This window comes from Streptomyces sp. NPDC104814 (assembly GCF_055583185.1).
In genome coordinates, this window is the sequence record NZ_JBVJOL010000001.1 from 737,395 (window position 1) to 762,435 (window position 25,041).

22 protein-coding genes are annotated in these 25,041 nt (G+C 72.6%); 6 read left to right on the forward strand and 16 right to left on the reverse strand.

Annotated elements, in window-relative coordinates; translation table 11 throughout:
• Nucleotides 1–4: 4 nt before the first annotated feature.
• Nucleotides 5–1,465: an MFS transporter gene (locus ACZ64A_RS03030; RefSeq protein ID WP_469807821.1), complete on the reverse strand. Its 1,461-nt coding sequence runs from the start codon at nucleotides 1,463–1,465 to the stop codon at nucleotides 5–7.
• A complete protein-coding gene (locus ACZ64A_RS03035; RefSeq protein ID WP_469807822.1) occupies nucleotides 1,462–2,040 on the reverse strand; it encodes a TetR/AcrR family transcriptional regulator in 579 nt (192 codons plus the stop codon). The genes ACZ64A_RS03030 and ACZ64A_RS03035 overlap by 4 nt, the downstream gene beginning before the upstream one ends.
• Nucleotides 2,041–2,117: 77 nt before the next feature.
• On the opposite strand from ACZ64A_RS03035, the gene ACZ64A_RS03040 reads away from it, so the two are divergent.
• Nucleotides 2,118–2,567 carry a PPOX class F420-dependent oxidoreductase gene (locus ACZ64A_RS03040; protein WP_469807824.1) on the forward strand — a complete coding sequence of 150 codons (450 nt, stop codon included), beginning with the start codon at nucleotides 2,118–2,120 and terminating at the stop codon, nucleotides 2,565–2,567.
• 13 nt (nucleotides 2,568–2,580) lie between these two features.
• Here the strand turns inward: ACZ64A_RS03040 and ACZ64A_RS03045 are convergent, their stop codons facing one another.
• Nucleotides 2,581–3,513: an NAD(P)-dependent oxidoreductase gene (locus ACZ64A_RS03045; protein ID WP_469809034.1), complete on the reverse strand. Its 933-nt coding sequence runs from the start codon at nucleotides 3,511–3,513 to the stop codon at nucleotides 2,581–2,583.
• A 127-nt stretch (nucleotides 3,514–3,640) separates the two neighbouring features.
• Here ACZ64A_RS03045 and ACZ64A_RS03050 point away from each other — a divergent pair, with 127 nt between their 5' ends.
• Together ACZ64A_RS03050 and ACZ64A_RS03055 are read left to right on the forward strand one after the other, a co-directional pair.
• A complete protein-coding gene (locus ACZ64A_RS03050) occupies nucleotides 3,641–4,240 on the forward strand; it encodes a TetR/AcrR family transcriptional regulator (RefSeq protein ID WP_469807825.1) in 600 nt (199 codons plus the stop codon).
• Nucleotides 4,241–4,379: 139 nt separating this feature from the next.
• Entirely contained in the window at nucleotides 4,380–4,718 is a 339-nt protein-coding gene (locus ACZ64A_RS03055) for a VOC family protein (protein ID WP_469807826.1), read from the forward strand.
• 142 nt (nucleotides 4,719–4,860) lie between these two features.
• On the opposite strand, the gene ACZ64A_RS03060 is transcribed toward ACZ64A_RS03055, so the two are convergent.
• On the reverse strand, nucleotides 4,861–6,219 hold the full coding sequence (locus ACZ64A_RS03060) for an MFS transporter (protein ID WP_469807827.1): 1,359 nt from the start codon (nucleotides 6,217–6,219) through the stop codon (nucleotides 4,861–4,863).
• A gap of 273 nt (nucleotides 6,220–6,492) precedes the next feature.
• Complete coding sequence (locus tag ACZ64A_RS03065; RefSeq protein WP_469807828.1) at nucleotides 6,493–7,158, reverse strand: TetR/AcrR family transcriptional regulator; 666 nt, start codon at nucleotides 7,156–7,158, stop codon at nucleotides 6,493–6,495.
• A gap of 136 nt (nucleotides 7,159–7,294) precedes the next feature.
• Here ACZ64A_RS03065 and ACZ64A_RS03070 point away from each other — a divergent pair, with 136 nt between their 5' ends.
• Nucleotides 7,295–8,173 (forward strand): shikimate dehydrogenase, encoded by an 879-nt coding sequence (locus ACZ64A_RS03070; RefSeq protein ID WP_469807830.1) that lies wholly within the window; start codon nucleotides 7,295–7,297, stop codon nucleotides 8,171–8,173.
• An 8-nt stretch (nucleotides 8,174–8,181) separates the two neighbouring features.
• On the forward strand, nucleotides 8,182–9,984 hold the full coding sequence (locus ACZ64A_RS03075) for a bifunctional sugar phosphate isomerase/epimerase/4-hydroxyphenylpyruvate dioxygenase family protein (RefSeq protein ID WP_469807831.1): 1,803 nt from the start codon (nucleotides 8,182–8,184) through the stop codon (nucleotides 9,982–9,984).
• Here the strand turns inward: ACZ64A_RS03075 and ACZ64A_RS03080 are convergent.
• The 8 genes from ACZ64A_RS03080 to tkt are packed head-to-tail and all read right to left on the reverse strand — an operon-like array spanning nucleotide 9,971 to nucleotide 20,324.
• Nucleotides 9,971–11,431: a membrane-associated oxidoreductase gene (locus tag ACZ64A_RS03080; RefSeq protein WP_469807832.1), complete on the reverse strand. Its 1,461-nt coding sequence runs from the start codon at nucleotides 11,429–11,431 to the stop codon at nucleotides 9,971–9,973. The genes ACZ64A_RS03075 and ACZ64A_RS03080 overlap by 14 nt on opposite strands.
• A 45-nt stretch (nucleotides 11,432–11,476) precedes the next feature.
• On the reverse strand, nucleotides 11,477–12,055 hold the full coding sequence (locus tag ACZ64A_RS03085; RefSeq protein WP_469807833.1) for a histidine phosphatase family protein: 579 nt from the start codon (nucleotides 12,053–12,055) through the stop codon (nucleotides 11,477–11,479).
• Between the two features lie 7 nt (nucleotides 12,056–12,062).
• Nucleotides 12,063–12,944, reverse strand: a complete 882-nt coding sequence (gene gnd, locus ACZ64A_RS03090; protein ID WP_469807835.1) for a phosphogluconate dehydrogenase (NAD(+)-dependent, decarboxylating) — start codon at nucleotides 12,942–12,944, stop codon at nucleotides 12,063–12,065.
• Nucleotides 12,945–12,946: 2 nt separating this feature from the next.
• Nucleotides 12,947–14,593 carry a glucose-6-phosphate isomerase gene (gene pgi, locus ACZ64A_RS03095; protein WP_469807836.1) on the reverse strand — a complete coding sequence of 549 codons (1,647 nt, stop codon included), beginning with the start codon at nucleotides 14,591–14,593 and terminating at the stop codon, nucleotides 12,947–12,949.
• Nucleotides 14,586–15,527 carry a glucose-6-phosphate dehydrogenase assembly protein OpcA gene (gene opcA, locus ACZ64A_RS03100; RefSeq protein ID WP_469807837.1) on the reverse strand — a complete coding sequence of 314 codons (942 nt, stop codon included), beginning with the start codon at nucleotides 15,525–15,527 and terminating at the stop codon, nucleotides 14,586–14,588. The genes pgi and opcA overlap by 8 nt, the downstream gene beginning before the upstream one ends.
• Nucleotides 15,524–17,086 carry a glucose-6-phosphate dehydrogenase gene (gene zwf / locus ACZ64A_RS03105; RefSeq protein ID WP_469807838.1) on the reverse strand — a complete coding sequence of 521 codons (1,563 nt, stop codon included), beginning with the start codon at nucleotides 17,084–17,086 and terminating at the stop codon, nucleotides 15,524–15,526. The genes opcA and zwf overlap by 4 nt, the downstream gene beginning before the upstream one ends.
• Nucleotides 17,087–18,229: a transaldolase gene (tal, locus tag ACZ64A_RS03110; protein WP_469807839.1), complete on the reverse strand. Its 1,143-nt coding sequence runs from the start codon at nucleotides 18,227–18,229 to the stop codon at nucleotides 17,087–17,089. It lies immediately after the preceding gene.
• 19 nt (nucleotides 18,230–18,248) lie between these two features.
• Nucleotides 18,249–20,324 (reverse strand): transketolase, encoded by a 2,076-nt coding sequence (gene tkt, locus ACZ64A_RS03115; RefSeq protein WP_469807840.1) that lies wholly within the window; start codon nucleotides 20,322–20,324, stop codon nucleotides 18,249–18,251.
• A gap of 146 nt (nucleotides 20,325–20,470) precedes the next feature.
• Here tkt and ACZ64A_RS03120 point away from each other — a divergent pair, with 146 nt between their 5' ends.
• Nucleotides 20,471–21,376, forward strand: a complete 906-nt coding sequence (locus ACZ64A_RS03120) for a helix-turn-helix domain-containing protein (RefSeq protein WP_469807841.1) — start codon at nucleotides 20,471–20,473, stop codon at nucleotides 21,374–21,376.
• Between the two features lie 124 nt (nucleotides 21,377–21,500).
• On the opposite strand, the gene ACZ64A_RS03125 is transcribed toward ACZ64A_RS03120, so the two are convergent.
• From ACZ64A_RS03125 to ACZ64A_RS03135, 3 genes are all read right to left on the reverse strand, one after another.
• Nucleotides 21,501–22,295 (reverse strand): ATP-grasp domain-containing protein, encoded by a 795-nt coding sequence (locus tag ACZ64A_RS03125; protein ID WP_469807842.1) that lies wholly within the window; start codon nucleotides 22,293–22,295, stop codon nucleotides 21,501–21,503.
• Nucleotides 22,292–23,275 (reverse strand): ATP-grasp domain-containing protein, encoded by a 984-nt coding sequence (locus ACZ64A_RS03130; RefSeq protein ID WP_469807843.1) that lies wholly within the window; start codon nucleotides 23,273–23,275, stop codon nucleotides 22,292–22,294. Before ACZ64A_RS03130 ends, ACZ64A_RS03125 begins: the two co-directional genes overlap by 4 nt.
• Nucleotides 23,276–23,458: 183 nt before the next feature.
• On the reverse strand, nucleotides 23,459–24,853 hold the full coding sequence (locus ACZ64A_RS03135) for a glycoside hydrolase family 16 protein (RefSeq protein ID WP_469807845.1): 1,395 nt from the start codon (nucleotides 24,851–24,853) through the stop codon (nucleotides 23,459–23,461).
• Nucleotides 24,854–25,041 lie beyond the last annotated feature (188 nt).

Consider the following 25,041-nt stretch of genomic DNA (forward strand, 5'->3'; position numbering starts at 1 on the left):
GGCGTCAGACGTCAGGCCGCGCGGAAGCGGCGGGAAGCGTTCCGGCCGCTTCCGCGGCGGTCGCCGCGTCCCCGGCCGCTTCCGCGCCTGCCTCCGCCCCCGCCTCCGCCCCCGCCTCCGCGTCCGCTTGGGTCGCTGTCCCGGGGCCGGTGTCCCGTCCCGGTAGCGCTCGTGCCGCCGCCGTGGACGCCGCCGCCACGACTGCCAGGGCGAGCAGGGCCGCCCGCGGTCCGGCCAGACCCCACAGGGTGGTCGCCGCAGCCACGCCCAGCACCGGACCGAGGTTCAGCGCTGTCTGCTGCAGACCACCCGCCACCCCGGCCGAGCGCGCGGCCGCCTGGCGTACGACGACATGGGTGGCCGCCACCATCACCGTGCCGAAGCCCGCGCCGAGCAGTGCGAACCCGGCACCGAAGGCGAGCGGGGCGGTGGCGCGGGCGAGGACCAGCAGCCCCAGCGCGAGGGCCGCGAGCGCCGCCGCGGTCGTACGGCGGGCACCGGCCCGGCGCAGCGCGACGGCGCAGCCCGGCGCGGCCACGATCATCAGCGCGGCCAGCGGCAGGGCGGTCAGGGCGCAGTGCAGCGGGTCCAGACCGAGGTCGCGCTGGAGCACGTAGACGCACAGGAACAGGGCGCCCTGGAGGGCCGCCGACGCGGCCACCAGCATGCCCAGTGCGGCGCCGACTCCGGGCGCGCCGACCGCGTCGGCGGGCACCAGCGGATCGGCGGTACGACGCTCATGACGCACGAAGAGCAGGGCCGCCCCCACGGCTGCTGCGAGTTCGAGCCCGCGGGCCGGCGTCCATCCGGACACCGGGAGGGCGACAAGAGCGTGCACCGAACCGGCCAGGCAGAGCGCGAGCAGCACGGCGCCGTACAGGTCCGGACGGGGCGCCGGGCGCTCGCGGCGGGGCGCATCCCCTTGCCCGGGGGCCAGGGCGAGCAGCCCGAACAACGCCGCCGGTACGACGTTGACCAGGAACACCGCCCGCCAGCCCACCGCCGTGGTCAGGGCGCCGCCGATCAGCGGTCCCGTCGCCGCGGCCAGCCCGATGGCCGCCGTGCGCACGGCGAGCGGCCGGCGCAGCCGGTCGGGCGGGTAGGCGGCGCGCAGCATGCCGAGCGTGGCCGGCTGGAGCAGGGCCCCGAAGACGCCCTGCACGACCCGCAGCGCGACGACCCAGCCCACGCCGGGGGCCGCCGCGATCCCGGCGGAGGCCGCGCCGAAGCCGAGCATGCCGACGGCGAAGACGCGCCGGTGTCCGTGCAGGTCGGCGAGCCGCCCCGCGAGCACCAGCAGGCCGGCCACCGCGATGAGGTATCCGGTGGTGGTCCACTGCACCTGGCCGACCTGCGCGTGCAGGTCCGCGCCGAGGGTGGGCTGGGCGACGGTGAGGACCGTGCCGTCCAGGGCCACGATCACCGCGCCCGCGACGCTGCACGCCAGGGCCGTGCGCCGCCTCACCGGGCCGTCCCGGAGCCGAGGTGGGCGTCCAGCGTGCTGCGCAGCAGGGGAGTGATGTCCTCGCTTCCGGTGGCGAGTGACAGGCTGCCCCAGCGCCACAGCTGGGCGATGCCGTGCAGGTTCGCCCACAGCGCGGCCGCGACCGTGCGGGCGTCGGCGTCCGGCCGGGCCCGGCCCACCAGGTCCACGAGCACGCCGAACAGCGGCAGACTCGTCTCCCGCAGCCCGAGACGGCCGCTCTCCAGCAGATCATGACGGAACATCAGCTCGTACATGCCGGGGTTGTCCCGGGCGAACTCCACGTACAGCCGGGCCAGTTCCTCGGCCTCCGTGCGCGGGGAGCCCGTGGCCGCCCGCGCCGCGACCCGGCTCGCCAGGTCGTCGAAGCCGCGGCGGGCGATGGCCGACAGCAGCTCCAGATGGGTGGGGAAGTAACGGCGCGGCGCCCCGTGCGAGACGCCGGCGCGCCGGGCGATCTCCCGCAGGGTCAGTGCCTGGACGCCCTCGTGCGCGACCAGGTCCACGCCGGCGTCGACAAGACGGGTCCGCAGATCGGCCGGTTCGGCAGCAGTCATGGGCACTGTCTACCAGCCGGACGTAGACAGTGTCTACTCGGGGGAATGAGGGATGCCGCGGGGGAGTTGAGCGAGATATGACTCACGACACGAATCAGGACGCGCTGCTCGCCCTGCTCTCCGAGCGGCCGGGCGGGGCGCTCGTCACCCTCAAGCGCGACGGCCGCCCGCAGCTGTCGAACGTCCTTCACCACTACGACCCCGACGAGCGGGTCATCCGGATCTCGCTGACCGACGACCGTGCCAAGACGCGCAACCTGCGGCGCGATCCGCGGGCGACGTACCACGTCTCCACCGCCGATGGATGGGCCTACACGGTCGTCGAGGCGACCGCGGACCTCTCCCCGGTGGCCGAGGACCCGCACGACGAGACCGTGGAGGAACTCGTCCGGCTCTACCGGGCCATCCAGGGCGAGCACCCCGACTGGGACGACTACCGCGCCGCGATGGTCCGCGAGCGCCGTGTGGTCCTGCGCCTGCCCGTGGAGCGGGTGTACGGCATCCCGAGGGGCGCCCTCGGCGGCTGACGGCCCCGGCGGATCAGCCCGCGGAGGACGCCCCGGATCGCGTCTCGCCGGGCGCCTGCGTCCGTGTCCCGGCCGGCGCTCCGGTCCGCGCCTCGATCGCCCGCAGCACCGCGACCATGTCCGCGCCTCCGTGCCCGAGTGTCACCGTCTCCTCGAACAGCGCGTGGCAGGCGTCGAGGAGGGGGGAGGCGAGCCCTCGGGCGCGGGCGGCCTCGGCGATCAGCCGGTTGTTCTTCAGGACGTCCAGCGCGGCCGCCTGCACCGCGAAGTCCCTGGTCAGCAGCTTGGGCGCCTTCATCCGGGACACCGCGCTGGCCATGGGCCCGGCGTCCAGCACGTCCAGGAACAGCGCGGGGTCCAGCCCCTGCCGTCCGGCGAAGTGGAACGCCTCGGTCAGCCCGGTCACCTGGGTGATCAGGAACAGGTTCACCGACAGCTTCATCAGCAGCGCGTTCGGGGCGGCACCGCAGACGAACGCCTGGTGGCACATCGGCGCCAGCAGCGGCCGTACCGCGGACACCGCCTCCTCCTCGCCGGCCAGCAGCGCCACCAGCCGGCCCTGCTCGGCGGGCACCCGTGATCCGGAGACGGGGGCCTCGACGTACCGGCCGCCCGCCGCGCGCACGTCCGCCTCCAGGGCGCGGGAGAACTCCGCGGACGTGGTGCCCATGTGGACGACGGTCCGTCCGGCCACCCGGGCGGTGAACTCCGCGGTGTGCCGGGCGAGCACGGCGTCGACGGCCGCCTCGTCGGCCAGCATCAGGAACACGGTGCCGGCCCGGGCGAAGACCTCGCCGGCGTCGGCGGCCACCGCGGCACCGGCCGCGCGCAGCGGCTCGGCGCGGCCCGGCGTGCGGTTCCACACGGTCAGCGGGGTCCCGGCGGCGGCCAGACGCAGGGCCATGGGCTGCCCCATGACGCCGAGACCGATGAAGCCGACGTGCATGCGTCCGCCCTCCTCCGACGAAGCTATGACAGCGGTCATAGTAGCGCGGCTCCATGACCGTCGTCATAGAAGGCCGTCCGGCCCTACCCTGGGCGCAGGCTCGGCGACGGTTATGGGAGGTCTGACGATGGCGGGGTCCGGACCGGGACCACGGGAGCGGATGGTGTTCAGCGCCGCCCAGCTCATCCGGCGCGACGGTGTGAGCTCGACCGGGATGCGCGACGTCGCCGCACACGCCGAGGCGCCCCGCGGCTCGCTCCAGCACTACTTCCCCGGCGGCAAGGAACAGCTCGTCAACGAGGCGGTCGGCTGGGCCGGCCGGTACGCCGCCCGGCGCGTGCCCCGCTTCCTCGCGCGGCTCGACGTCCCCACGCCCAGCGGCCTGTTCGCGGCGATGGCCCGCCAGTGGATCGACGAGTACGAGAGCGGGGGCTTCGCCACGGGCTGCCCGGTCGCCGCCGCCACCGTCGACTGCTCCGCCTCCGGGGAGAGCACCCGCGAGGCGACGGCCGGGGCGTTCGCCACCTGGACCGGCGCGGTGGCCGAGGCGCTCACCGGCATGAACGTCCCCGACGACCGCGCCCGCTCCCTCGCCACCGTGATGATCAGCACCCTGGAGGGCGCCATCCTCCTGGCCCGCAGCGAACGCGACACCCGCGCGCTCCACACGGCCGTGGAGGAACTGGCCCCCCTGCTCGACGCGGCGGTGGCGCCGCGCCAGGACTGACCCGGCGGCACGCATCCGGCAGCACTCATCCGGCACGGAAACCGTGCCGCGTGCCCCCGCCACCACCGCCAGTACCACTTCGGCGACGCGTCCCGGCCGGTGCTTGCCGGGACCGCGCGGGCGCCCTAGCCTCCCCGGGGTGATCAATGGGGCGCACGTGGTGCTGTACAGCAGGGACGCGGAGGCCGACCGGGCCTTCCTCAGGGACGTGCTGGGCTGGCCGCACGTCGACGCCGGCAACGGCTGGCTGATCTTCAAGATGCCACCCGCCGAGGTGGCCTGCCATCCGGCGGACGGCGAGCCGTCGCACGAGCTGATGCTGATGTGCGACGACCTGACCGCGACCATCGCCGAACTCGCGGACAAGGGGGTCGACTTCAGCCCCGTCGTGCAGGCGCCCTGGGGCCGCCTCACCGGGTTCCGGCTGCCGGGCGGCGGCGAGATCGGACTGTACGAACCACGCCACCCGCGGCCGTAGGGGCCGCACGGCACCCGCCGCCGTAGGGGCCCTCCTGTCGGCCACCGGACGGTCCGGACGAGTTCCGGCGCGGGGATGCGCCGTAGTACGGGACCCCGGTCGCCGTGGGTACGGCTCCCGGGGCTCCGGTGGGTGCGAACGGTCAGGCCGTGACCGTCTCCTGCTGTGCCGCCGGAGGCACCGGCCGCTCCCCGAGCAGCTCCGTCGGCACCCGGTGCGTCTCCCGTGCGGAGAGCGCGGCGATCACCGGCGGCACGCACAGCGCGGCCGTGAACAGTGCCACCGCCGCCCAGTCGTCACCGCCCGGCCCGGCGATCTGCGCCGCGAACGTCACCGCGAAACCGGCGATGGCGAACCCGATCTGGGTGCCGACGGCCATGCCGGACAGCCGGACCCGGGTGGAGAACATCTCGCCGTAGAACGCGGGCCACACGCCGTTCGCGGCGCTGTAGACGATCCCGAACGCCACGACGCCGCACACCAGCGTCAGCGGGTAGGAGCCCGTGGAGATCGCCCACAGGTACAGCGCCATCGTCACCGCGCTGCCCACCGCCCCGGCCAGGTACACCGGCCGGCGGCCGATCCGGTCCGACAGCCGCGCCCACAGCGGGATCGCGCCCAGCGCCACGAGATTGGCGAGCGCGCCCACCCACAGCATCCCGGACCGGTCCATCCCGACCGCGTCGCTGGTGGCGTACGCCAGCGCCCACACTGTGAAGACCGTGCTGACGGAGGCGATCAGCGCGCCGGCGATCACCCGCAGCACGTCCGCCCAGTGCTCGCGCACCAGCACCGCCAGCGGCAGTTTCACCACGCCCTCGCTCGCCGCCTGCCGGGTGAACGCCGGGGTCTCGGCCAGCCGGCGGCGCACCAGATAGCCGGCCACCGCGACCAGGATGCTCAGCCAGAACGGCACCCGCCAGCCCCACGACAGCAACTGGTCCTCGGGCAGCGCCGCGATCGGCAGGAAGACGAGCGTGGCGATGAGCTGACCGCCCTGCGTACCGCTGAGGGTGAAGCTGGTGAAGAACCCGCGCCGCTCAGGCGGCGCGTGCTCCAGCGTCATGGAACTGGCGCTGGCCTGCTCACCGGCCGCCGAGATGCCCTGCAGCACGCGGCAGGCCACCAGCAGCACCGGAGCGAGGCCGCCGACCTGGGCGCGGGTGGGCAGACAGCCGATCAGGAACGTCGAGACGCCCATCAGGATCAGCGTGAACACCATGATCTTCTTACGGCCCAGCCGGTCCCCGATGTGCCCGAGGAAGAGCGCGCCGACCGGGCGGGCGGCGTAGGCGACACCGAACGTGGCGAGCGAGAGCAGGGTCGCGGTCGCCGGGTCGGAGGAGTCGAAGAAGACCTTCGGGAAGATCAGCGCGGCCGCGCTGCCGTAGATGAAGAAATCGAAGTACTCGAGGGCACTGCCGATCCAGGCGGCGGCCGCCGCCTTCCTGGCCTGGCCGGGCGGGGCGGTGGCGTCGTGCGGTGCGGCGGGGACGGACACGGCGTGCTCCTTCGGGGGACTCCACCGTAGGCGGAACGGGGTGAGCGGAATACCGCGGGACGACCGGCGGACGACCACGCAACGAGCGCGGAAGGACCGCAGGACGACCGCAGGACGACCGCGGACAACGCGAGGACAGCGGGGGAGAGCCGGATCTTCGGCTAATTAACCCACTGGATAGTTAGTCGCGATGGCAAGCGATGTTGCGCCCGTGTTTCCGCCCTGTCAAGAGGTGACGCCCGGCCGAAGTCTGCGGACCGTAGTCCGCGGAGGTCAGCCGTCGGCGCGCTCCGCCGTCAGATACGCGATCACCATGTCGCCCAGCATGGTCCGGTAGCGCTCCCGCTCCGCCGGTGCGAGCAGGTCGCGGTCGAACAGCGCCCCGAAGGTGTGCCGGTTGGAGACCCGGAAGAAACAGAACGCGCTGATCATCGCGTGCAGGTCGACGGCGTCGACGTCCGCCGTGAACAGGCCCGACCGCCGGCCGGCGGCCAGGATGCGGCGGATGACGTCCAGCGCCGGCGAGCCGATCCGGGCGAGTTTCCGGGAGGCCGCGATGTGCTCGGCCTCGTGGATGTTCTCGATGCTGACCAGCCGGATGAAGTCCGGATGCTGCTCATGGTGGTCGAACGTCAGCTCCGCCAGCCGGCGGATGGCCGCGACCGGGTCCAGGTGCTCGACGTCCAGGCGCTGCTCGGCCTCGCGGATCACCGCGTACGCCTGCTCCAGCACGGCCGTGAACAGCTGCTCCTTGCCGCCGAAGTAGTAGTAGATCATCCGCTTGGTGGTGCGGGTGCGGGCGGCGATCTCGTCGACGCGGGCCCCGTCGTAGCCGGCCCGGGCGAACTCCTGGGTCGCCACGTCGAGGATCTCGGCCCGGGTCCGGGCGGCGTCGCGGGTCCGTCCGCCGGTGCGTGCCGGTTCGTCGACGCTGGTCATGGGCTTCCCCCGATGCGTTGGGCCAGTGCGCAGATTGTAGAAGGCGGCCGGTGTCCGGTGGGCCGGGGCTTTGCGCGGGCCCGTTCGGCTGATATAGCTAACGTACTGGTTCGTACATTAGCTCCGGAGGTCAGCAGTGCCCGGTGACTCCTTTCTCGTCGGACTGATCGGTTCCGGCATCGGCCCGTCCCTCAGTCCGGCGCTGCACCAGCGGGAGGCCGACCGCCAGGGCCTGCGCTGTCTGTACCGGCTCCTCGACCTCGACACGCTCCGGCTGGCCCCCGAGGCGGTCGGCGACCTGGTGCGCTCCGCCCGCGACCTCGGCTACGACGGGCTGAACATCACGCACCCCTGCAAGCAGCTGGTGATCCCCCATCTCGACGCCCTGGACCCGCGGGCCGAGGCGCTCGGCGCGGTCAACACGGTCGTCTTCGACGGCGCCCGGGCCGTCGGCCACAACACCGACGTCACCGGCTTCGCCGCCTCCTTCGCCCGGGGCCTGCCCGACGCCCCGCTGGAGCGGGTCGTGCAGCTCGGCGCGGGCGGCGCCGGCGCGGCCGTCGCGCACGCCGCGCTCACCCTCGGCGCCGAGCGGATCACCCTCGTCGACGCACAGCCCGAGCGGGCCGCCACCCTTGCCGCGTCCCTGTCCGCGCACTTCGGCGCAGGCCGCGCGGTCGGCGCCACCCCGGACGAGCTGCCCGCGCTGCTCACCGGCGCGGACGGCGTCATCCACGCCACCCCGACCGGCATGGCCGCCCACCCCGGCCTGCCGCTCGCCGCCGAGCTGCTGCACCCCGGCCTGTGGATCGCCGAGGTCGTCTACCGCCCCCTGGAGACCGAGCTGCTGCGCACCGCGCGGGCGCTCGGCTGCGCCACCCTCGACGGCGGCGGCATGGCCGCGTTCCAGGCCGCCGACGCGTTCCGCCTGTTCACCGGGCGGGAACCCGACAGCGCGGCCATGCTCGCCGACCTCGCCGCACTGACCGGCGCCGCCGCGACCACCACCCCGTGAGGCCACCGATGCGCACCTGTATCGCCACCGTCTGCCTGAGCGGCTCACTGACCGAGAAACTCACGGCCGCCGCCCGGGCCGGCTTCGACGGCGTCGAACTCTTCGAGAACGACCTGCTCGCCAGCCCGCTGACCCCCGAGGAGATCCGCGCCCGCTGCGCCGACCTCGGCCTGGCCATCGACCTGTACCAGCCGATGCGGGACATCGAGGCGCTGCCCGAGGAGGAGTTCGCCCGCGCTCTGCGCCGCGCCCGGCACAAGTTCGAGCTGATGCGCCGCCTCGGCGGCGACACCGTCCTCGTCTGCTCCAGCGTCCACCCGCTCGCCACCGACGACGACGCCCTCGCCGCCGGCCAGCTCGCCCGGCTCGCCGGCCTCGCCCAGGACTTCGGCGTCCGCGTGGCCTACGAGGCACTGGCCTGGGGACGGCACGTGTCGACGTACGACCACGCCTGGCGGATCGTCGAGGCCGCGGACCACCCGGCGCTCGGCACCTGCCTCGACAGCTTCCACATCCTCTCCCGTGGCTCGGACCCCAAGGGCATCGAGGACATCCCCGGCGAGAAGATCTTCTTCCTCCAGCTCGCCGACGCGCCCCGCCTGGCCATGGACGTCCTGCAGTGGAGCCGCCACTACCGCTGCTTCCCCGGCCAGGGAGGCTTCGACGTGGCCGGTCTGGTCCGGCACGTGCTGCGCACCGGATACACCGGCCCGCTGTCCCTGGAGGTGTTCAACGACGTCTTCCGGCAGGCCGACCCCGGCCCCACCGCCGTCGACGGCCGCCGCTCCCTGCTGGTCCTCCAGGAGGAGACCGGCGCGGCCGCGCTGCCCGCACCGACCGTGCCCACGGGTGTCGCCTTCGCCGAACTCCTCACCCCGGACCCCGCCCCCGCCGCCGCGGTGCTCGGCGCCCTCGGCTTCACCCGCACCGCCCGCCACCGCGGCAAGCCCGTCGACCTGTGGGAGCAGGGCGACGCGCGGATTCTGGTCAACACCGGGGCGGCCGCCCGCCGCGACGGCACCCGGCTCGCCGCGATCGGCCTCACGACACCCGACCCGGCCGCCGCGGCCCGCCGCGCCGAGGCCCTGCTCGCCCCCGTCCTGCCCCGCCGCCGCGCACCCGGCGACGCGCCGCTGGAGGCGGTGGCCGCGCCCGACGGCACGGAACTGTTCTTCTGCGCCCCCGGCCGCACAGCGGGGCGCCCCGACTGGCGCGCCGATTTCACGGACGTCGCCCCGGCCCCGCCGGACACCGGCATCCGCGGCATCGACCATCTCGCGCTCACCCAGCCCTGGCACCACTTCGACGAGGCCGCCCTCTTCCACCGGTCCGTCCTCGGCCTCGACGCCCAGGAGAGCGTGGACCTGGCCGACCCCTACGGCCTGATGCGCAGCCGCGCCGTCGCCACCGCCGACGGCGCGGTCCGCCTCGCGCTCACCGTGGGCGCGGCCCCCGGCGACGCCACCGCGCACGCCCGGCACATCGCGCTGGCCTGCGACGACGTGGTCGCCGCGGCGCGCCGCTTCCGCGCGGCGGGCGGCCGGCTGCTGCCGGTGCCCGCCAACTACCACGACGACCTGGCCGCCCGCTTCGACCTCCCCGAGGAGGAACTGGCCGCCTACCGCGACCTCGGCATCCTCTACGACCGCGACCCGCACGGCGGCGAGTTCCGCCACTGCTACACGCGGACCGTCGGCCACGTCTTCTTCGAACTCGTCCAGCGCGACGGCGGTCACCAGGGCTACGGCGCGGCGAACGCACCGGTGCGGCTGGCCGCGCAGCACCTCGCGCACGGAGTCACGGGCGGCTGACGGCGCGGGTGACACCCGCGATCACCGTGGAGGCCAGGATCCAGCCGGTGAGCACCAGGGTGTAGGCGAGGGCCTGATACCCGCCGCGCGGGGCGAACGCGGACTCCTGCCCGAAGGACAGGACCGGAAGCAGCAGGTCGAGGGTGTAGAACACCGGGTTGAACGGGGGAGCCTCACCGGCCTTGAGCGGCTGCGGGTGGTGCAGCGCGAAGGCGGCCGAGCCGACCGCGAGCAGCGACAGCAGCCAGACGGCGGCCCGCAGCGGCCGGAAGCCGTAGCCGACGGTGACGTCCTGGACCAGCCCCCACAGCCGGCCGTACCAGGGCAGGGTGCGGCGGTGGCGGCGCTGCTTGGCCAGCTGCACGAGCCGGGCGGCATGGTCGTCGCCGGTGCGCCGGTAGGCGGCCGTCAGCTGCTCGTAGGCGTGCGGGACATAGCCGTTGCGGTCGCGTTCCAGCATGGGCAGACGGCGTTCGGCGGGCTCGTGCGGGGTCAGGGCGGTGTAGGTGAGGTCGCTGAGATACACGGAGGCCGGCACTGCCTCCGGGTCCAGGAACAGCGCGTCCATCTGACTGCGGCGCAGGTTGAGGCTGCCCTCCATGGCGGGCCCGCGGCGCAGCCACAGCTCGCCCAGCGAACTGCTGCTCGCCTGCAACGCGGTGCCGCCCGGATGGGACAGGAGGGTGTACGACAGGTCGAGCCGCCCTGCGATCCGGGCGCCACGCAGGCCGAGCCCCCCGTGCACCTCGGCGTCCCGGATCTGGAAGTCGCCCTCGACGGCGAGCGTCTCGGCGTCGAGCGCCGCCCCGCCGGGGTGGCTCAGCCGGGCCTCGTTGAGGTTGACCGACCCGGCGACGGAGGCGCCGGTGGCCCGTATCCCGCCGCGGGTGCGCAGGCCGGGGGCCGACAGGTCGTCACCGATGCGGGCCTGGTTCAGCTGCAGTACGGGTGAGTCGTCCAGAGCCGTGACTTCGGCCCGATCCAGGAACAGCGCGCCCCCGATCTGGGTTCCGGCGAGCATCAGCCGACCCGCCACCCGGCACTCGCTCAGTCGCACCATCCCCTCGACGCGGGCACCCGCGAGATTGAGCCCGGGCAGCACCGAGCCACGCAGGCTGAGGCGCGGAAGCTGAACGCCGTAGAACTCCAGGCGTTCATCGAAGTAGCAGCGGCTCATCCGTACGGGCCGTTCGAGCACCGCGTGGGTGAGATCGAGCGGCCCGGTGATCCGGGCACCGGTGACCCGCAGCGCCGATATCTCCCCCTCCTCGGTGGGGGCGCTGACCAGCAGGGCGCGCAGGACCGAGGCCCGCAGCGTGCGTTCGGGGCCCCAGTCCTGACCGCCGGCCGCGTCCTCGTCGGGTGCGGCACGGAAGTCCACGTCCTCGCCCCGCGGGAAAGCCCGCCAGACTCGCTGCTCTGCCGGTGTCAGATCGTTGATCTCCATCGGCCGCGACTCTGGCGGGCTGATCGCACACTGTCAACCACGCCTCTACGCGCGGACGTTCCACTCCGCGATCACCGGGCGCCCGTGCTCCAGCGACAACCGGCTCACCGTCGCCGTCGCCAGCTGGAACAGCCGTCCCTGGGACGGCGGCAGGCCCAGGCGACGGGCCGTCAGGACGCGCAGGAAGTGGGAGTGGGCGACCACGATCACGTCTCCGGCGTCCAGCGCGGGAGCGATCCGGGCCAGGACCCGGTCCGCCCGCGCCCCCACCTCGTCCGGCGACTCGCCGGGGCTGTCCCCGGGCGGGACGCCGTCGGTCCACAGGTCCCAGCCGGGGCGGGTGCGGTGGATGTCGACGCTGGTGACGCCCTCGTACGCCCCGTAGTCCCACTCGTGCAGGTCACGATCGGGTGCCGCGCCGAGGCCCGCGAGTTCCGCCGTGCGGACGGCCCGCCGCAGCGGGCTCGTGAGAGCCAGTGCGAAGGGCCGCCCGGACAGCAGCGGAGCCAGGGACTTGGCCTGCTCCTCGCCGTGGGTGGTGAGGGGCAGGTCGGTGAAGCCGGTGTGCTGTCCCGTCAGGCTCCACTCGGTCTCGCCGTGGCGGACGAGAAGAAGGTCTCCCACCGCCTCGTCACTTCTTCGCGGACTCGACGGCGTGGCCGCCGAACTGGTTGCGCAGCGCCGCGATCATCTTCATCTGCGGCGAGTCGTCCTGGCGGGAGGCGAACCGGGCGAACAGGGAGGCCGTGATCGCGGGCAGCGGCACCGCGTTGTCGATGGCCGCCTCGACCGTCCAGCGGCCCTCGCCGGAGTCCTCGGCGTAGCCGCGCAGCTTGTTCAGGTGCTCGTCCTCGTCGAGGGCGCTGACGGCGAGGTCCAGCAGCCAGGAGCGGATGACCGTGCCCTCCTGCCAGGAGCGGAAGACCTCGCGGACGTTGTCCACGGAGTCGACCTTCTCCAGCAGCTCCCAGCCCTCGGCGTAGGCCTGCATCATGGCGTACTCGATGCCGTTGTGGACCATCTTCGCGAAGTGCCCGGCGCCGACCCTGCCCGCGTGGACGTAGCCGTAGGGGCCTTCCGGCTTGAGTGCGTCGAAGATCGGCTTGAGCCGGTCGACGTGCTCCTTCTCGCCGCCGACCATCAGCGCGTAGCCGTTCTGCAGGCCCCAGACGCCGCCGGAGACACCGGCGTCGACGAAGCCGATGCCGCGCTTGGCGAGCTCCTCGGCGTGCTTCTCGTCGTCGGTCCAGCGGGAGTTGCCGCCGTCGATGACGGTGTCGCCGGGCTTGAGGATGCCCGACAGCTGGTCGATGACGTTCTGCGTGGCGGCGCCGGCCGGGACCATGACCCACACCGCGCGCGGCGCGGCGAGCCGGTCGGCGAGTTCGACGAGGTTGTCGACGTCGGAGATCTCGGGGTTGGTGTCGTACCCGACGACCTCGTGGCCGGCGTTGCGCAGACGCTCGCGCATGTTGCCGCCCATCTTGCCGAGACCAACAAGACCGATCTGCATGGTTACTTCACTTCCTTGAGGTCGCGGTAGGCCGCGACGAGCGCTGCGGTGGACGGGTCGAGACCGGGTACGTCCGCACCCTCGGTGAGGGCGGGTTCGACCCGCTTGGCGAGGACCTTGCCCAGTTCCACGCCCCACTGGTCGAAGGAGTCGATGTTCCAGATCGCGCCCTGCACGAACACCTTGTGCTCGTAGAGCGCGACCAGCTGGCCGAGCACGGACGGGGTCAGCTCGGGGGCCAGGATCGTGGTGGTGGGGTGGTTGCCCTGGAAGGTGCGGGCGGTGACCTGCTCCTCGGGCACGCCCTCGGCGCGCACCTCGTCGCCGGTCTTGCCGAAGGCCAGGGCCTGGGTCTGGGCGAAGAAGTTGGCCATCAGCAGGTCGTGCTGGGACTTGAGGCGGTCGCTCAGCTCGGCGACCGGGCGGGCGAAGCCGATGAAGTCGGCCGGGATGAGCTTGGTGCCCTGGTGGATCAACTGGTAGTACGCGTGCTGGCCGTTGGTGCCGGGGGTGCCCCACACGACCGGGCCGGTCTGCCATTCCACCGGGCGCCCGTCGCGCTGCACGGACTTGCCGTTGGACTCCATGTCCAGCTGCTGCAGATACGCGGTGAACTTCGACAGGTAGTGGCTGTAGGGCAGGACGGCGTGCGACTGGGCGTCGAAGAAGTTGCCGTACCAGATCCCCAGCAGGCCCAGCAGCAGCGGGGCGTTGGCCTCGGCGGGCGCGGTGCGGAAGTGTTCGTCGACGGTGTGGAAGCCGTCGAGCATCTCCCGGAAGCGGTCGGGGCCGATGGCGATCATCAGCGACAGGCCGATCGCGGAGTCGTAGGAGTAGCGGCCGCCGACCCAGTCCCAGAACTCGAACATGTTGTCGGCGTCGATGCCGAACTCGGTGACCTTCTCCGCGTTCGTCGACAGGGCGACGAAGTGCTTGGCCACCGCCTTGTCGTCACCGCCGAGGCCGTCCAGCAGCCAGGCACGCGCCGAGGTGGCGTTGGTGATCGTCTCGATCGTCGTGAAGGTCTTCGAGGCGACGATGAACAGCGTCTCGGCCGGGTCCAGGCCGTGCACCGCCTCGTGCAGGTCGGCGCCGTCGACGTTGGAGACGAAACGGAACGTCAGGTCGCGGGCCGTGAAGGCGCGCAGTGCCTCGTACGCCATCGCCGGGCCCAGGTCGGAGCCGCCGATGCCGATGTTGACGACGTTGCGGATCCGCCGGCCCGTGTGGCCGGTCCACTCGCCTGAGCGGACCCGCTCGGCGAAGGCGCTCATCTTGTCGAGCACCGCGTGCACCCCGGGCACCACGTTCTCGCCGTCGACCTCGACCACCGCGTCGCGCGGGGCGCGCAGCGCGGTGTGCAGCACGGCCCGCTTCTCGGTGACGTTGATCCTCTCCCCGCGGAACATGGCGTCGCGCAGCCCGAACACATCGGTGGCGGTGGCCAGTTCCTGCAGCCGGGCGAGGGTCTCGTCCGTGATCAGGTTCTTGGAGTAGTCGATGCGCAGATCACCGACGCGCACGACGTACCGCTCGGCGCGCCCGGGGTCGCTCGCGAACAGCTCCCGCAGATGGGGCTGCCACTCGGCACGGTGGTCCTCCAGCGCGGTCCACTCGGGCCGCCGGGTCAGCAGCGGGGTCTCAGACATGTGCGGCAGTCTCCTTCGTGACCTCGCCCTCGCCGCGCAGGGCGACGGCGTACATCTCGTCGGCGTCGAGGCGGCGCAGCTCCTCGGCGATGAGTTCGGAGGTGGCGCGGACCTTCAGCGCCAGGGTGCGCGAGGGCTGGCCGGGCAGGGTCAGCGTGGCCAGCGGGCCCTCGGGACGGTCGATGACGATCTCGCCCTCGGCGGTGCCCAGGCGGACCGCGGTGACGACCGGTCCCGCGGTGACGACGCGGTCCACCCGGACGCCGAGGCGGGCCTCCAGCCAGCGGGCCAGCAGCTCGGCGGCCGGGTTGTCGGCCTCGGCCTCGACGGCCGCCGAGATCACCGTGGCACGGGCCTGGTCCAGGGCGGCGGCCAGCATCGAACGCCACGGCGTGAGCCGGGTCCAGGCGAGGTCGGTGTCGCCGGGGGCGTAGGTGCGCTCCCGGGTCTGCAGCATCTCCAGCGGCTTCTCGACCGCGTACAGATCGGTGATGCGGCGCTGGGCCAGCGCGCCGAGGGGGTCCTTGGAGGGGTTCTCCGGCGCGTCCACCGGCCACCACACGACGACCGGGGCGTCGGGGAGCAGCAGCGGCAGGACGACGGAGTCGGCGTGGTCGGACACCTCGCCGTAGGTGCGCAGCACGACGGTCTCGCCGGTGCCGGCCTCGGAACCCACCCGGACCTCGGCGTCCAGCCGGGAGGCCTGGCGGTCGCGCGGGGTGCGGGCGTGCCGCTTGATGACGACCAGGGTGCGCGAGGGGTGCTCGTGCGAGGCCTCCTCGGCCGCCTTGATCGCGTCGTAGGCGTTCTCCTCGTCCGTGACGATGACCATCGTCAGGACCATGCCCACCGCCGGGGTGCCGATGGCACGGCGCCCCTGGACGAGGGCCTTGTTGACCTTGCTTGCCGTGGTGTCGGTCAGGTCGATCCTCATGGCCTGCGCCAGCTCCGTCCGTCTCGTGCGAGCATCTCGTCCGCTTCCTTGGGTCCCCAGCTGCCCGACGGGTACTGCGCCGGCCTGCCGTGCGTGGCCCAGTAGCCCTCGATCGGGTCGAGGATCTTCCAGGACTCTTCCACCTCCTGGTGGCGGGGGAACAGGTTGGCGTCGCCGAGCAGCACGTCCAGGATGAGGCGCTCGTACGCCTCCGGGCTGGACTCCGTGAAGGACTCGCCGTAGGCGAAGTCCATCGTCACGTCCCGGATCTCCATCGAGGTGCCCGGCACCTTGGAGCCGAAGCGGACCGTCACGCCCTCGTCGGGCTGGACGCGGATGACGATCGCGTTCTGGCCCAGCTCCTCCGTCGCCGTGGAGTCGAAGGGGGAGTGCGGCGCGCGCTGGAAGACCACCGCGATCTCGGTGACCCGGCGGCCGAGCCGCTTGCCGGTGCGCAGATAGAACGGCACCCCGGCCCAGCGGCGGTTGTCGATGCCGAGCTTGACCGCGGCGTAGGTGTCGGTGGTGGAGTTCGGGTCGATGCCGTCCTCCTCCAGGTAGCCGCGCACCTTCGCACCGCCCTGCCAGGCGGGCGCGTACTGGCCGCGCACGGTGTGCTTGCCGAGGTCCTCGGGCAGCCGTACCGCCCTGAGGACCTTCAGCTTCTCGGTCAGCAGCGACTCGGCGTCGAACGCGGCCGGCTCCTCCATCGCGGTGAGCGCCATCAGCTGCAGCAGATGGTTCTGGATGACGTCCCGGGCCGAGCCGATGCCGTCGTAGTAGCCGGCGCGGCCGCCGATGCCGATGTCCTCGGCCATGGTGATCTGGATGTGGTCGACGTACGACCGGTTCCAGATCGGTTCGAACATCTGGTTGGCGAAGCGCAGTGCCAGGATGTTCTGGACGGTCTCCTTGCCGAGGTAGTGGTCGATGCGGAACACCTGGTCCGGCTCGAACACCTCGTGCACGATCGAGTTCAGCTCGATGGCGCTGGCCAGGTCGTGGCCGAACGGCTTCTCGATGACCGCCCGCCGCCAGGACCCCTCGGGGCCGTCCGCCAGACCGTGCTTCTTCAGCTGCTGGACGACCTTCGGGAAGAACTTCGGCGGCACCGACAGGTAGAAGGCGTAGTTGCCGCTCGTGCCGCGGGCCGCGTCCAGCTCCTCGACGGTCTGGCGCAGCTGGTCGAAGGCGCTGTCGTCGTCGAAGTCGCCGGGGATGAACCGCATGCCCTCCGACAGCTGCTGCCACACCTCCTCACGGAAGGGGGTGCGGGCGTGCTCCTTGACGGCGTCGTGCACGACCTGCGCGAAGTCCTGGTCCTCCCAGTCCCGGCGGGCGAAGCCGACCAGGGAGAAGCCCGGCGGCAGCAGACCGCGGTTGGCCAGGTCGTACACGGCCGGCATCAGCTTCTTGCGGGACAGGTCACCGGTCACGCCGAAGATGACGAGCCCCGAGGGGCCCGCGATCCGCGGCAGCCGGCGGTCGCGCGGATCGCGCAGCGGGTTGGCCCAGCCGGCGGACCCGGCCGTCAGCTCCATCAGTGGTGTCGCGGTCATTTACGCTGCCACCCCCTTGCTGTCCAGAGCCTTCGCCACGGCGTTGAGCAGGTCCTGCCAGGCCGTCTCGAACTTGGCGACGCCCTCGTCCTCCAGCCTCTGCACCACCGCGTCGTAGGAGATGCCGAGCTTCTCCACCGCCGCGAGGTCGGCGCGGGCCTGCGCGTAGCCGCCGGACACCGTGTCACCGGTGATCTCGCCGTGGTCGGCGACGGCGTTCAGGGTGCCCTCGGGCATCGTGTTGACGGTGCCGGGGGCGACCAGTTCGTCCACGTACAGGGTGTCCTTGTACGCCGGGTCCTTCACCCCGGTCGACGCCCACAGCGGGCGCTGCTTGTTCGCGCGGGCGCCGGCCAGGGCGAGCCAGCGCTGACCGGCGAAGACCTCTTCGTAGGCCGCGTAGGCGAGACGGGCGTTGGCCACGGCGGCGCGGCCCTTGAGCCCGAGCGCCTCGTCGGTGCCGAGGACGGTGAGGCGCTTGTCGATCTCCGCGTCCACGCGGGAGACGAAGAAGGAGGCCACGGAGTGGATGGAGGACAGGTCCAGGCCCTTCGCGGCGGCCTTCTCCAGACCCGCGAGGTAGGCGTCCATCACGGCGCGGTAGCGCTCCAGCGAGAAGATCAGCGTGACGTTGACGCTGATGCCCTCGGCGATCACCTCGGTGATGGCGGGCAGACCGGCCTTGGTCGCCGGGATCTTGATCATGACGTTGGGGCGGTCCACCAGCCAGGCGAGCTGCTTGGCCTCGGCGATCGTCGCCGCCGTGTGGTGCGCGAGACGGGGGTCGACCTCGATGGAGACCCGGCCGTCCCGGCCGCCGGTCGCCTCGTACACCGGGCGCAGCACGTCGGCCGCGGCCCGCACGTCGGCGGTGGTCATCATGCGGACGGCCTCGTCCACCGTCACGCCGCGCACGGCCAGCTCGGCCAGCTGGGCCTCGTAGCCCTCGCCGGAGCCGATGGCGGCCTGGAAGATCGACGGGTTGGTGGTGACGCCGACGACGTGCTTCGTGGCGACGAGCTCGGCGAGGTTGCCGCTGTCGATGCGGGTGCGCGAGAGGTCGTCCAGCCAGATCGACACGCCCTCGTCGGACAGGCGCTTGAGGGCTACCGCGGTGGCGGTTGCTTCGGTCACAGTGATCATCTTCCTTCTGGCGGTCGGATCAACCGCGCACGGCGGCCAGCGATTCCCTGGCTGCTGCGGCGACATTCTCGGGGGTGAAGCCGTACTCGGCGAAGAGGGTCGTGGCGTCGGCGGAGGCGCCGAAGTGCTCCAGGGACACGATGCGGCCGGCGTCGCCGACGTAGCGGTACCAGGTCAGACCGATCCCGGCCTCGACCGCGACCCGGGCCTTCACGGCCGGCGGCAGGACGGACTCGCGGTACGCGCGGGGCTGCTCCTCGAACCACTCCACGGACGGCATCGACACCACGCGCGTGCCGATTCCCTCGGCCTCCAGCCGCTCCCGCGCGGCGACGGCCAGCTGCACCTCGGAACCGGTGGCGATGACGATCACCTCCGGGGTGTCGGTGGACGACTCGCGCAGCACGTAGCCGCCCTTCGCCGCGTCCGGGTTCGGCGCGTACGTCGGCACGCCCTGGCGGGTGAGCGCGAGCCCGTGCGGGGCGGGACGGGTGGCGTGCCTCTTCAGGATCTCGGCCCAGGCGGCCGCGGTCTCGTTGGCATCGGCCGGGCGGACGACGTTCAGGCCCGGAATGGCGCGCAGCGAGGCGAGGTGCTCCACCGGCTGGTGGGTCGGCCCGTCCTCGCCGAGACCGATGGAGTCGTGCGTCCACACGTAGGTCACCGGCAGCTGCATCAGCGCCGACATCCGTACGGCGTTGCGCATGTAGTCGGAGAACACGAGGAAGGTTCCGCCGTAGATGCGGGTGTTGCCGTGCAGGGCGATGCCGTTCATCTCCGCCGCCATCGAGAACTCGCGGATCCCGAAGTGGACGGTACGGCCGTACGGGTTCGCCTCCGGCAGCGGGTTGCCCTCCGGGAGGAACGACGACGTCTTGTCGATGGTGGTGTTGTTGGAGCCGGCCAGGTCGGCGGAGCCGCCCCACAGCTCGGGGATGACCGCGCCCAGTGACTGCAGGACCTTGCCGGAGGCGGCGCGCGTCGCGACGGCCTTGCCCTCCTCGAACACGGGCAGCGCCTCCTCCCAGCCCTCGGGGAGCCGCCCGGCCACGATCCGGTCGAACAGCGCGGCGCGCTCCGGCTGCTCCTCGCGCCAGACGGAGATCTGCTTGTCCCAGGCGGCGTGCGCGTCGGCGCCCCGGTCCAGGGCGGCACGGGTGTGGGCGAGGACGTCGGCGTCGACCTGGAAGCTCCGCTCGGGGTCGAAGCCGAGGACGCGCTTGGTGGCGGCGACCTCCGCCTCGCCGAGCGCCGAGCCGTGGGCGGCCTCGGTGTTCCGCGCGTTCGGGGCGGGCCAGGCGATGATCGTGCGCATCGCGATGATCGACGGCCGCCCGGTCTCGGCCTGTGCGGCCCTCAGCGCGGCGTACAGGGCGTGGACGTCGATGTCGCCGTCCTCGGCGGGCTCGACGCGCTGGGTGTGCCAGCCGTAGGCCTCGTACCGCTTCAGCACGTCCTCGGAGAACGCGGTCGCGGTGTCGCCCTCGATGGAGATGTGGTTGTCGTCGTAGAGGAAGACGAGGTTGCCGAGCTTCTGGTGACCGGCGAGCGAGGAGGCCTCGGCGGAGACGCCCTCCTGCAGGTCGCCGTCGGAGACGATCGCCCAGACCATGTGGTCGAAGGGGGACTCGCCGGCCGGGGCCTGCGGGTCGAACAGCCCGCGCTCGTAACGGGCGGCCATCGCCATGCCGACGGCGTTCGCGACGCCCTGGCCGAGCGGGCCGGTGGTGGTCTCCACTCCGGCGGTGTGCCCGTACTCGGGGTGGCCGGGCGTCTTCGAGCCGTGGGTGCGGAACGCCTTCAGGTCGTCCAGCTCCAGCTCGTACCCGGCGAGGTACAGCTGTGTGTAGAGGGTCAGCGACGTGTGACCGGGGGAGAGGACGAACCGGTCACGGCCCGTCCACTCCGGGTCGGCCGGGTCGTGCCGCATCACCTTCTGAAAGATCGTGTACGCCGCCGGGGCCAGGGCCATCGCGGTGCCGGGGTGGCCGTTGCCGACCTTCTGCACGGCATCCGCGGCCAGCAGCCGTGCGGTGTCGACGGCACGCCGGTCGAGGTCGGTCCACTCGAGGGTGTCGGGTGTGTGCGTGCTCATCTTCAAGAAGTCCTCGCAAGAAGCGCTGCTTATGCTCTGACGCGTTCAAACTTAAAAGTCTGACTTTTTCGCCGGAAGGTCTGCGTGTGTCAGCCTGTGGTGAAAGTGGGACACCGAGCGCGCGACCGGGACGGCACGAGACGGACATGGCGGACACAACCAGGCACAACGGCGACGCCGGCGAGGGCGTGGACGGGATCAGAACCTTCCCCTTCCCGGTCGGTGCGAGCGTCGGCGGTGTGGGCATGCAGGTCGGCCCGATGGGCAGCGGTCGCACCTGGCACTCCGAGGCCCCTCTCGACCGCGTCCACCGCATCGACTTCCACGTCGTCATGCTCTTCACGCACGGCCCCGTCCGCCACATGGTCGACTTCGCCGAATACGAGGCGAACGCCGGTGACGTCCTGTGGATCCGCCCGGGTCAGGTCCACCGCTTCTCGAAGGAGACCGGGTACCGCGGAACCGTCCTGACCATGCAGCCCGGCTTCCTGCCCCGCGCCACCGTCGAGGCCACCGGCCTGTACCGCTACGACCTGCCGCCTCTCCTCCACCCCGGCCCGGCCCAGCTCACCGGGTTGCGCACCGCCCTGGAACAGCTCCGGCGCGAGTACGAGGACACCGACACCCTCCCGCTGAGCCTGCACACCGCGGTCCTGCGGCACACCCTGACCGCGTTCCTGCTGCGCCTCGCCCATCTCGCCGCCGGCTCCACGGACGCGGCCCGGCAGCCGGGCGACACCACCTTCACCCGCTTCCGGGACGCGGTGGAAGAGGGCTTCGCCGCCAACCACAGCGTCAGCGCCTATGCCGACGCCCTCGGGTACTCCCGCCGCACCCTGGTCCGCGCGGTGCGCGCCGCCACCGGGGAGACCCCCAAGGGCTTCATCGACAAACGGGTCGTCCTGGAGGCCAAGCGGCTGCTGGCGCACACCGACCTCCCCATCGGCCGCGTCGGCGTGGCGGTCGGCTTCCCGGACGCCGCCAACTTCTCCAAGTTCTTCCACCAGCACACCGACCGGACACCGGCGGCGTTCCGGGCGGAGCTGCGGTAGGGGCCTGCCCAACGGGCCTGGGTGCGGACGGGGTTCGGGCCGGGGGTGCGGACGGGGTACGGATCGGGGTGGTACGGCGCTGCCCGACGGCCGCGTTGGGCGATGGCCTCGGTGTGACCGCGGGTCAGGCACCGGCCGACAGGGCGAGGGCGGCCAGGGCCTGCGGGGCGCCGGGCTGGTCACGGACGCCGGGGAAGGCGTTGATGTCCACGATCAGCGGGACGCCGTCGCCGGTGTCGAGGACGTCGACGCCGTAGACGTCCAGGGCGAAGACCTCTCCCACCCGGTGGACCAGGGCGGCCCAGCCGGGCGGCAGCTTCTCGGCGCCGAGCGGCACGGTGGGGCCGCGGCCCTCGGGCGACAGCTCGGAGCGGCGCAGCGCCGCGAAGGTCCGGTCGCCGATCGCCCACAGCTTGTGGTCCCAGCCGTTGTTGGCGGCGAACTCCTGCACCACGACCGGCTCCAGAGGGTGTGCCGCGGCCAGCCGGCGCAGCTGCCCGTCGCTGTCGACACGGGCCACCAGGTCGTGCTTGCGGCTGTGCCGGCTCTTGACCACCAGCGGAGCGGTGAGTCCCGGGCCGTCGGCGAGCCGGGCGAGCGCCGGGTGGGCGCGGGTGGGTGCGAACGGCAGGCCGGCCCGCCGGGCGTGCTCCGCCATCGCCACGCGGTCCTGGCACAACGCGGTCGCGGCAGCCGAGTTCAGCACCCGGGCCCCCCGCCGTTCCAGCGCGCGGGCGAGTGAGATCGCCCGCGGCGTGCGCGCCTTGAGCAGATACACGTCGGCGAGGGATGCGGGCGGTTCGGGAGGTCCCGCCGTCTCCGGGTCCAGCGTGTGCACCGCGCGCTCGTCGGCGAGCAGCGCGGTCGTGGCGGTCAGCAGCGGATGGCCGGGATCGGAGGTGATCAGGCCGATTCTCATGCGGTCTTGCCCGCCGTGACCGGAACCTGCGCCTCATCCGAACGCGGCTGTGGCGCGGTCGTCGCGGCCGGGGACACGGCCGGTCCGGCCGGCGACGCGGCGCCCGCGGACCGCTCCCGCTGTTCCGGCATGCGCGGCCGGGCGGACTGTACCGGTGCGGCGGCCCGGCCCCCGGCGGCCGCCAGCCCGAGCACCGCCCGTGCCACCCGCGCGGCCGCGTCGGGGACCTGACGGAAGCTGGGGAAGTCGTTCACGTCGACGACCACGGGGCCGTCCGGCCCCAGCACCACGTCCACGCCGTACAGATCGAGGCCGTAGACCGCTCCGGCCCGGGCGGCGATCGCGGCCACCTCGGCCGTCAGCGGGACACGGCGTTCGGCCACCGCGTGGTCGGGGCGGAGCGGGGAGCGGCGCTCGGTCGCGTACAGCTCGCCGGCGACGCAGTACACCTTGATGTCGACGCCCGAGTTGGGGACGTAGGGCTGGGCGATGAGCATGCCCTCCGCCGCCAGTTCGGGAGCCATCGCCGCGAGGTGGTCCGGTGACGTCACCAGATGCACGGCCCGTCCCGAGCTGCCGTCGGCGGGCTTGACCACGATCGGGTACTCCGACTGCGGGATGTGCGTCAGCAGGTCGGGCCGGGCCGCCGCGTAGGTGGGCGGCAGCGGAAGTCCGCCGAGACGGCCGATCGACGCGGCGAGCGCCTTGTCCCGTACACCGCGGATCGAGCGGGCGTCGTTGATCGTCGTCGTCCCGGCCGCGGCGGCGGCCTCCAGCAGGGTGAGCCCCGGACCGCCGGAGACCGTCTTGAGGATCCAGGCGTCGTGCCCCGCGCCCTGCAGCGCCTCCGTCATGTGCAGCAGGGAGCCGCCCGGCCGCATCACGTCCACCTGGTGCCCCCAGGACGTCAGTTGGCGTATCACCTCGACCGGCATGCCGTCGTGGCGGTACTGCTCCTCCACCAGAAAGCAGAGTTTCATCGATCTACCCCGACCCCCCGGACGCCTGCCCTCGTCCTCCGGCATCCGTGACGTCCTGTGCCGACACAGGATGCCATGCCCGTCCCGGGAGGCGTCGGGCGGTGGAGCGAGGCAGGGCGCCGGTGAGCCGGGGAGCCGGCGCAGGCCGCCTCCCCGGTGGTGTTCGGCCCGGCCGGTCGCCCGTCAGTGCCCGAAGTCGAACCAGTTCACATTGACGAAGTCCGCCGGCTGGCCGCTGGTGAACGTCAGATAGACGTCGTGGACGCCCGTGACGGCGCTGATGTTCGCCGGGACCGTCCGCCAGGACTGCCAGCCACCGGTGTTGGCCAGCGCGAAGCTGCCGATCGGGGCGTTGCTGCGGCTGTCGAGGCGCACCTCGACCAGACCGCTCACGCCGGACCCGGCACCGCTCGCCACCCGGGCGTAGAACTGCCGGGCCGCCGTGGAACCGAAGTTCACCCCCTTGTACAGGGCCCAGTCACCGCTTGCCACGGCACCGATGTTCTGCCCGCCGCCGCTGTCGGAGGTCGCCTCGGTGATCGTGCCGGACTGGCTGTCGTACGACTCGGCCTGGACGGGGCTGTACGCGTCGCGGTTGCCGGACGGCGGGGGAGTGGTACCGCTCCCACCGGCCGTCAGCACCTGCACGTAGTCCACGACCATCGGATGGCCCGGCTGGGTGTCGCCGTCCAGCCCGCCGCCGAAGGCGTCCGGGAAGCCGCCGCCCATGGCCACGTTGAGGATGACGAAGAAGCCGTGGTTCGTGGCGTTGGCCCAGGTGGTGGCGTCCATCTGATTCGCCGTCACCGTGTGGTAGACGACGCCGTCGACGGAGAAGCGGATCGCCTCCGGGCTCACCGAGCGGTCCCACTCCATCGCGTAGGTGTGGAAGCCGGACTGGCAGGTGGTGCTCGGGCAGGCGGTGGAGTTGCCGATGCCGGTGGTCTCGTTGCAGGGGCCGCCCGGGCTGGTGCCGCAGTGCATCGTGGCCCACACCTTGTTCAGGCCCTGCACGTTCTCCATGATGTCCAGTTCGCCGACGCCGGGCCAGTTCTGGTAGTTGCCCCGGTAGGGCGCGCCCAGGGCCCAGAACGCCGGCCAGTAGCCCTCGGCGGCCGTGCCGGTGACGTCCGGCATCTGGATCCGGCCCTCGACGCGCAGCTTGCCGCCGGCCGGTGGCTGGAAGTCGGTGCGTGTGGTTTCGATACGGCCGGACGTCCAGCGGCCGGCGGAGTCCCGCTGCGGGGTGATGCGCAGATTGCCGCTGCCGTCGAGCGAGACGTTGCTCGTGCTGCTGGTCATCGTCTCGACCTCGCCGGTCCCCCAGTTGGCGGGGCCGCCGGGGTAGGAGATGCCGGTGTCGTACTGCCAGTTGGCGGTGTTGACGCCGGAGCCCGCGGGGCCGTCGAAGTCGTCCACGAAGACGCGCGTCCAGCCGGACGGGGGCGCCGGCGCGGCGGCGTCGGCGGAAGGGACGGCGATGCCCGCCGCGGTGGCGGCCAGACCGAGGGTGCCGAGGGCGGCGACGAGAGCCCGCCGCAGCGGGCGGCGTCTCGGTGTACGGGGTGATGCGGTCATTGGGGGGTGCCTCTCGGAGTCGCAGGCGGATGCTGTGTGAGAGCGCTCTCAAGTGCGGCCAATGTGCTCTCCGTCACTGCGGCCGTCAAGAGGTTGAAGCCAACAAAGTCCCTTCGGGGCACGGGAGTTCAGGTCGCGAATACCGCGAAGGGGGTGAACGGTCGCTCCCGCGCCGCCGCCGGCCGCCA

Coding starts and splice junctions, on each gene's coding strand:
- ACZ64A_RS03120 (WP_469807841.1), top strand. CDS start 20,471: ATGGCGGACACAACCAGGCACAACGGCGACGCCGGCGAGGGCGTGGAC.
- ACZ64A_RS03125 (WP_469807842.1), bottom strand. CDS start 22,295: ATGAGAATCGGCCTGATCACCTCCGATCCCGGCCATCCGCTGCTGACC.
- ACZ64A_RS03130 (WP_469807843.1), bottom strand. CDS start 23,275: ATGAAACTCTGCTTTCTGGTGGAGGAGCAGTACCGCCACGACGGCATG.
- gnd (WP_469807835.1), bottom strand. CDS start 12,944: ATGCAGATCGGTCTTGTTGGTCTCGGCAAGATGGGCGGCAACATGCGC.
- zwf (WP_469807838.1), bottom strand. CDS start 17,086: ATGACCGCGACACCACTGATGGAGCTGACGGCCGGGTCCGCCGGCTGG.
- ACZ64A_RS03135 (WP_469807845.1), bottom strand. CDS start 24,853: ATGACCGCATCACCCCGTACACCGAGACGCCGCCCGCTGCGGCGGGCT.
- ACZ64A_RS03050 (WP_469807825.1), top strand. CDS start 3,641: ATGGCGGGGTCCGGACCGGGACCACGGGAGCGGATGGTGTTCAGCGCC.
- tal (WP_469807839.1), bottom strand. CDS start 18,229: ATGATCACTGTGACCGAAGCAACCGCCACCGCGGTAGCCCTCAAGCGC.
- ACZ64A_RS03035 (WP_469807822.1), bottom strand. CDS start 2,040: ATGACTGCTGCCGAACCGGCCGATCTGCGGACCCGTCTTGTCGACGCC.
- ACZ64A_RS03075 (WP_469807831.1), top strand. CDS start 8,182: ATGCGCACCTGTATCGCCACCGTCTGCCTGAGCGGCTCACTGACCGAG.
- opcA (WP_469807837.1), bottom strand. CDS start 15,527: ATGAGGATCGACCTGACCGACACCACGGCAAGCAAGGTCAACAAGGCC.
- ACZ64A_RS03080 (WP_469807832.1), bottom strand. CDS start 11,431: ATGGAGATCAACGATCTGACACCGGCAGAGCAGCGAGTCTGGCGGGCT.
- ACZ64A_RS03040 (WP_469807824.1), top strand. CDS start 2,118: ATGACTCACGACACGAATCAGGACGCGCTGCTCGCCCTGCTCTCCGAG.
- pgi (WP_469807836.1), bottom strand. CDS start 14,593: ATGTCTGAGACCCCGCTGCTGACCCGGCGGCCCGAGTGGACCGCGCTG.
- ACZ64A_RS03045 (WP_469809034.1), bottom strand. CDS start 3,513: ATGCACGTCGGCTTCATCGGTCTCGGCGTCATGGGGCAGCCCATGGCC.
- ACZ64A_RS03065 (WP_469807828.1), bottom strand. CDS start 7,158: ATGACCAGCGTCGACGAACCGGCACGCACCGGCGGACGGACCCGCGAC.
- tkt (WP_469807840.1), bottom strand. CDS start 20,324: ATGAGCACGCACACACCCGACACCCTCGAGTGGACCGACCTCGACCGG.